The sequence below is a fragment of the Blautia sp. OF09-25XD genome, assembly GCF_003482095.1.
GTDB lineage: Bacteria > Bacillota > Clostridia > Lachnospirales > Lachnospiraceae > Fusicatenibacter > Fusicatenibacter saccharivorans.
Genome location: NZ_QUMG01000035.1, coordinates 1 through 6,387 on the forward strand (window position 1 = coordinate 1; position 6,387 = coordinate 6,387).

Here is a 6,387-nt window from a genome sequence, read left to right on the forward strand (position 1 = left end):
GACACCCCCTTGTTTGAGTGAGTATGTTGTTTGTTGGTACTTCAATTATACATCCTTCTACAGAGGGTGTCTTTCTTTTGTGCAATATTTTGGATTTGCTCATTTATAGTTTTTAAAATTAATTTGTCTTTTCGGTAAAAACAGATAATGCCGCCATACCATGGAAATCCCGCTTCGATCGTGGCTTTCACATCTCCATTGGTAATTGTGGCAAAATCTTCGTTTCCCTCTATGATACAGTTGTCTTCCGTCGCAGGCGGAAGTAAGGTCCAGTTTTCATCCGAGATACAGGCATTTCTGGTCGCTCTGGTTCGCAGACAGTTCCTGCCGTATGCTTCAATGACTACCAGTTCGTCTCTTCTCTGAAAGATCAATCGATTCTGTTCTAACACTATTTTTCCCATGCATACACCTCTCTTGAAATTCATCTTATTTGTAACAGCATTGGATTTCTGTTAATTTATTATAGCAATGATGACTTTTGATGGCTTGATTTTTCTTGATAAAAACTAACACAATCTTGATGTGTTAAAAAATTCGTGATATGGTTTTTGTAATATGAATTCCGGGGAGAAGATTTTATGAATTCTTATACCAATGACTCTTTTTATGAAAATATGTCACATCAGACAGAAGCGGCTCCGTATTCGGTTCACTATACCGAGGCGGCCGTGGATCATGAACCGGTGTTATATCTCCATTGGCATCATGAAATGGAGTTTTTAGTGCTGGTACAGGGAGAAATCACCGTTCATATGGAAGATCGATCGTATGTCCTGCAGGCGGGAGATGGGATTTTTATTCCGCCTGGCTGCTTCATTACGCCAATAGTCGGTCAGAAATCCCGCCGGCGTTTTATGCTTTTGTTTTATCGCCGATGTTCTTGTTCCCAGAGTCTGAAACGTACAGTTATAACACCTATGTACTGCCGGTGCTGCATAATAATCTGGCTTTCGCGACGGTTTTGACGGAGGGGATTGACTGGCAGAAAGAGATTCTTACATATTTAAACCAGATCATTCAAAACCAGGAGGCAGGAGAACTCTATATGAGGGGAACCTCTTTATTGATATGGGATAAGCTTTTTCATCACCACATATCCAAAATCGGAGGAAAGAAAGCATTTTATGTAAATGCCGATCAGTTATCGGATTCCCTTGTTTATATACACAAAAACTATCATCAGAATATCACTTTGGAAGAATTGGCAGAATATGCCCATTTGAGTGAAGGGCAGTTCTGTCGTTCCTTTAAGGAATTAACAGGAATGACACCGTTTCGTTATTTGATACGATATCGTATCCTGCAAAGCTGCAATCAATTGCTTTTGACAGACAAAAAAGTAACAGAAATCGCTCTTTCCTGTGGATTCAACAATATCAGTTACTACAACCGGGCATTTTTTAAGATCATGAGGATGACGCCCACAGAATATCGCAAAACGACAGAAAAAAATAGTACTTTCATCATTTAAGAACATTCAGCAACAAATGGGAGCAGGTTAGCAAGTGATAAGAAGAAAAAAAAGAAGAAAAAAGTTACACTTTAGATAAAATCATGTGGGAGATGCTAAAAGACAAGGGGGAAATGCGTTTGGGATGAAAACAGGAAAAAACAAAAAGTGGATGTTGATCATTTTGCCAGCGGCGGTTGCGATGCTCTTTGGCGTATTTGCGGAACAGATGACGAAAGGAGAGTCTGAAACATCACAAAAAGAATCGGAGACGGTAGAAAGGGTGGAAATCATGCAGGAAGAATCAGAAACCAACACAGGAAAATATGCAGATACCAGTTCTTATGAGGAACTGGATGAACTTTATAAAGAATATTTTATGCTGGGAACCGGCTGTGAAGCCATTGACCATTGGAACAATCAGCTTGCAGAAATCGGTAATCCGGAGAAAGAAGCATTAATCAGCAGAATGTATAACAGTATTACGTTTGGCAATGAATTCAAACCGGCTTACAATTTTGATGCCTCATCGGAAACGTTGTTTACCGTTGATTTTGCGGCGGAGGAATTATTGGATTGGGCCAAAGAAAATGGAGTAAAAGTCCGTGGACATGTACTTGTGTGGCATGCACAGGTCAATCCATCTATTTTTGCAAAAGATTTTAAAGCATATTCTGGTGGAAACCTGACGGTTAGCGATACAGATGTTCTGGATGAAGATTGTCTGGTGAGCCGTGAAGTTTTGCTGGAAAGGTTAAAAACTTATATATATGGAGTATTGGAGTACACTTATCGGAATGGGTATGCTGATATTATTTATGCATGGGATGTGGTAAACGAAGCATGCGATGAGAGTCAGCCGGATGGTTTGCGCAATAGTTACTGGTATCAGATTATAGGGCCGGACTATCTGTATTACTGCTTTTTATACGCAAGAGAAGCAGAAGTTCTGTATTCCAATCAGTATGCTTCCCTTTATGGATTGAATCCGGAAACGGATGATCTGTCTTCTATTCAGCCAAAACTGTTTTATAACGACTATAATGAATGGGTGGTTTCCCGTAGCGATGCAATTGTACATTTTCTGACGGAAGAACCATGGAATGAAAATCATGAAAAAGTTACCAGTCCGGTGATTCACCCGGATGGAGATGGAACCATATATGGAGATGGTCTAATCGATGGAATTGGAATGCAGGGTCATCTGGATGACACGCAGAATATTGAACAGTATATGACTGCGCTGGAAAAGTATGATGCAGCTGTGGATGAAATACATATCACGGAGCTGGATGTCGGTTGTACAGGAAGTGACGCAAATGCAGAATTCTACCAGGCAAAGTTCTACTATGATTTTTTTGCAAGGTTGATAGAGGAAGTAAAAGGTGGGGTAAATCTTACATCCGTCACAATATGGGGATTGACCGATGACGCATCCTGGAGAACTGATGTAAATCCGTTGCTTTTCAATGGTGACTTGTCAAAGAAACCCGCTTTTGAAGCGATGGTTATGGCCGGAAAAGGTGAGGAGTTCTCATTGACAGCGGTTAAGCTCGCTGTTAACGCAAAAGATATGCATGTTTCTTTTGAACCCTATGTGGAGGACGGTAAAACGAAAACAGTAACGCCGCAGAGCGTAGGGGTTTACAGCCGTGGAACAGGACATCAGTCGGTCATTACAATGGTAAATACAGAAAATCATACAGAAGATGCCGTAATAGGATATGCTCTTAAAATAAGCAGAAGCGAACAGGATGCATCCATGAAGATGGATCTGTCTTCTTATATTGGCAGAACTGTGAAAATAACAGCATTTGTTAAAACACAGGATAAAAAGATCCGAATGGGATTAGATACAACGGTATCCGAACAGCTCATAGAAAAAAATGCTTCGGATGATTGGGTGGAAGTATCGGCAGAGTGCACGATTCCGGAGGATTTAAATTCAGCAAATCTTTATCTGGAAACGGACGGAAGCGCTGATTTTTATGTGGATGATATTGATATTTCTGTTGTTTCTCAGAATGCGGCAGGTGCTGAGAACAACGTATAACTGGTACGGGATTCCTATGAAAGAATTATGCAGTATATAGAGAGGAGATAACTATGAATAATACAGGAAATCAGGAAATAAATCCTATCACCCGTTTGGATTATCCGGATCCGGATGTCATCAGGGTCGATAATACTTACTATATGGTCAGCACAACGATGCACTTTATGCCTGGATGTGAAATTCTGCGGTCTTACGATTTGGTAAACTGGGAGCATGCATCCTATGTCTATGATGTATTGGATTCCACTCCGGGACAGAAAATAGAAGGGGAGGAAAATATATACGGACAGGGAATGTGGGCGGCTTCCCTGCGTTATCATAAAGGAATCTTTTATGTGTGTTTTGTGGCAAATGATACCGGGAAAACATACATTTATTCAGCGCCTTCTATCGAAGGACCGTGGAAAAAGAGTTATATCAAGGGCTTTTATCATGACTGTTCCATTTTGTTTGATGATGATGACAGAGTCTACATAGCATCGGGAAACAAATACATTCGTCTGCAGGAATTGGATGCGGATTTGAGCGGTCCGAAAGAAGGCGGTATCGACAGAATTGTTGTCAAGGACGAAGGACATCCCGGCCTTGGTTATGAAGGTACTCATTTTTATAAAATAAACGGTAAATACTATCTGTTCTTTATTCACTCTCTGAGAAAAGAGTGGAAACGGGTGGAGGCATGTTTCGTGTCGGATTCTCTGGAAGGAGAATTCACAGGCGGCGATGTGCTGAATGATGATATGGGATATTGTAATCAGGGAGTTGCCCAGGGAGGAATTGTAGACACTCCGGATGGGAAATGGTATGCAGTGTTGTTTCAGGACAGAGGGGCAGTGGGGCGTATTCCGGTACTGGTTCCGATCCGATGGGAAGAGGATTATCCGGTGTTTGGTGTGGACGGAAAAGTACCGGCTGATTTTGAAACGGTAAGTACCAGACCGGGATATGAATATCTTCCTTTGGTACAGAGTGATGATTTTAAGGGCGGTTTCTCTGTGGATGGAGAGGTAAAGGCATCCGGAAGAATGACGAAACAGTATGATTATGACAGTTTTGGGTTGAAAAGCTGCTGGCAGATCAACCATGAACCGGATTTGTCTCTGATCAAAAGAGATTTCGAGACTGGAACAGTGGAAATTACCACGGATAAGCTCTGCAAAAATGTAACACAGGCGAAAAATACCCTGACGCAGAGAATGCGTTTTCCGGGCTGTGTTGGGGAGGTAACGGTAGATGCTTCTTTGCTGAAAGACGGTGATTATGCAGGACTTTGTGCATTACAGGGATGTTACGGTCTTGTGGCTGTCACAAAGAAGAACGGAAAATTGTTTGCAGTAATGAAGAACCGCCCGGCGGATAACGCATCTCTGCAGGGAATGGAGAAGGACACGCAGGCAGGCATTCTGCAGGAAGAAGTGGAAATCCATACAGATCACGTGAAATTCAGGGTGGAAGCAGAATTTGAAAACATGAAAGATGAAGCAAGATTCTATTATGATGCAGGAGAAGGTTGGAAACAGATAGGAATCAGCCAGAAGCTGTATTTCAAGATGGATCATTTTACCGGCTGTCGGTTTGGATTGTTCATATACGCTACAAAGGAAATTGGAGGCAGTGCGGGATTTTCTGAATTTATATACAGATAATACTTGTCGAATGGAAAACAAAAGATACACAGGAATGAATTTTTAAATGCACTGCGGTCGTAAAATAAAACACCCCCAAACATCTGCACAAGCGGCAGGGTTTGGGGGTGTTTTGCTTTATGGGTTATGAAAAGTATGTTCTTTGGAACGATACTCGCTGGGAGTGCAGCTTTTGTGCTGCTTGAAGAGCCGGTTAAAAGTGGAGATACTGGGAAATCCTGCCTGGATAGCAACCTCGGTAATGGAGAGGTCAGCGTTGGCCAGAAGTTCTTCAGCGGCTTTGATGCGTCTGTAACATAAGTAGTCTCCAAAAGTGAAATTAGTATATTGCTTAAACAGTCTGGAGAAATGATATTTACTAAAACCGACAGATTTGGCAACGGTCTCAAGATCTAAATTTTCCGTATAATGCGTGTCTATGTAGGTCATGAGAGCGTTGAATTTCTGTATATATTCTTTCTGTTTATCTAATTGAACCTTTGGAAACAAAGCTTCTGCGTTGATGCGATTGTAGGCAAATTTGACAAAGAAATTGATAAGCAGAGAGTAAATGATCAGTTCGCTGTATTCTTTTTGGCTGAAATATTCGTTGCACATCTGCGTAAGCAACTGGTATATGTCGTTGTAAATTTTAGGATAAGTTTCGGGAGTGACATAAAGCGGCTGCGCCAGGAGGGACTGAATGCCGGAGAAACTTTTCAGTTTGGTAATTAAAGTGATGTCAAACAGGAAAACGAATCGTTTCCCCTCGTTCGGAGCAATCAGTTCGTGGAGTTCGCCGGGAGGAATTACTAAAATTTCACCAGGCAGCAGGTGATAGCTGCTGTCGTTAACGATGACATCGTAGTAATTTTCAACCGGCATCAGAATTTCCATGGCGGTATGCCAGTGGGAAGGGAAGTCCGCCGATTGTTCATTGAACCAGATGCGTATAGTAGTAGCGTTATGGAATTCTACTTCTTCCTGATCTATTGTGAAATATCTGGAACCGGTAAAATCGCTGTTGATACTGTATAGATCTAAATGATTTCCGTTAAAAAGTTTCGTCATACTTCCTCCTATAATAGCAAAATAAGAATAATTAAATTTTGCGTTTTTTGGCGCTCGCCTAATTTGGTGAATATTATAAATAAAGCACAAAAAAGAAATGAAATACACAATGATTTTATAAGATAAGTGTAACATTTTGACGCAAATAAGGCAATAATAAATAGATAAAAAGTAAATTTGAA

6 protein-coding genes are annotated in these 6,387 nt (G+C 41.1%); 4 read left to right on the top strand and 2 right to left on the bottom strand.

Annotated elements, in window-relative coordinates; translation table 11 throughout:
* Positions 1 to 41: 41 nt before the first annotated feature.
* Positions 42 to 404 carry a hypothetical protein gene (locus DXA93_RS17360; RefSeq protein ID WP_119208884.1) on the bottom strand — a complete coding sequence of 121 codons (363 nt, stop codon included), beginning with the start codon at positions 402 to 404 and terminating at the stop codon, positions 42 to 44.
* A gap of 213 nt (positions 405 to 617) precedes the next feature.
* Here DXA93_RS17360 and DXA93_RS21085 point away from each other — a divergent pair, with 213 nt between their 5' ends.
* The 4 genes from DXA93_RS21085 to DXA93_RS17380 all read left to right on the top strand — a co-directional run bounded on the left by DXA93_RS21085 (position 618) and on the right by DXA93_RS17380 (position 5,155).
* Positions 618 to 968 carry a cupin domain-containing protein gene (locus DXA93_RS21085; RefSeq protein WP_442857950.1) on the top strand — a complete coding sequence of 117 codons (351 nt, stop codon included), beginning with the start codon at positions 618 to 620 and terminating at the stop codon, positions 966 to 968.
* Between the two features lie 80 nt (positions 969 to 1,048).
* Positions 1,049 to 1,474, top strand: coding sequence for a helix-turn-helix transcriptional regulator (locus tag DXA93_RS17370; protein ID WP_158583313.1), 426 nt, complete (start codon positions 1,049 to 1,051; stop codon positions 1,472 to 1,474).
* Positions 1,475 to 1,598: 124 nt separating this feature from the next.
* Positions 1,599 to 3,506 carry an endo-1,4-beta-xylanase gene (locus DXA93_RS17375; RefSeq protein WP_117762241.1) on the top strand — a complete coding sequence of 636 codons (1,908 nt, stop codon included), beginning with the start codon at positions 1,599 to 1,601 and terminating at the stop codon, positions 3,504 to 3,506.
* A 53-nt stretch (positions 3,507 to 3,559) separates the two neighbouring features.
* On the top strand, positions 3,560 to 5,155 hold the full coding sequence (locus tag DXA93_RS17380) for a glycoside hydrolase family 43 protein (RefSeq protein WP_117762240.1): 1,596 nt from the start codon (positions 3,560 to 3,562) through the stop codon (positions 5,153 to 5,155).
* Between the two features lie 117 nt (positions 5,156 to 5,272).
* Here the strand turns inward: DXA93_RS17380 and DXA93_RS17385 are convergent, their stop codons facing one another.
* On the bottom strand, positions 5,273 to 6,205 hold the full coding sequence (locus tag DXA93_RS17385; protein WP_118596000.1) for a helix-turn-helix transcriptional regulator: 933 nt from the start codon (positions 6,203 to 6,205) through the stop codon (positions 5,273 to 5,275).
* Positions 6,206 to 6,387 lie beyond the last annotated feature (182 nt).

What these genes read in the sequence shown, in the direction of transcription:
- DXA93_RS17370 (WP_158583313.1), top strand. Translation starts at nt 1,049, where the DNA reads ATGAGGGGAACCTCTTTATTGATATGGGATAAGCTTTTTCATCACCAC.
- DXA93_RS17375 (WP_117762241.1), top strand. Translation starts at nt 1,599, where the DNA reads ATGAAAACAGGAAAAAACAAAAAGTGGATGTTGATCATTTTGCCAGCG.
- DXA93_RS21085 (WP_442857950.1), top strand. Translation starts at nt 618, where the DNA reads ATGTCACATCAGACAGAAGCGGCTCCGTATTCGGTTCACTATACCGAG.
- DXA93_RS17380 (WP_117762240.1), top strand. Translation starts at nt 3,560, where the DNA reads ATGAATAATACAGGAAATCAGGAAATAAATCCTATCACCCGTTTGGAT.
- DXA93_RS17360 (WP_119208884.1), bottom strand. Translation starts at nt 404, where the DNA reads ATGGGAAAAATAGTGTTAGAACAGAATCGATTGATCTTTCAGAGAAGA.
- DXA93_RS17385 (WP_118596000.1), bottom strand. Translation starts at nt 6,205, where the DNA reads ATGACGAAACTTTTTAACGGAAATCATTTAGATCTATACAGTATCAAC.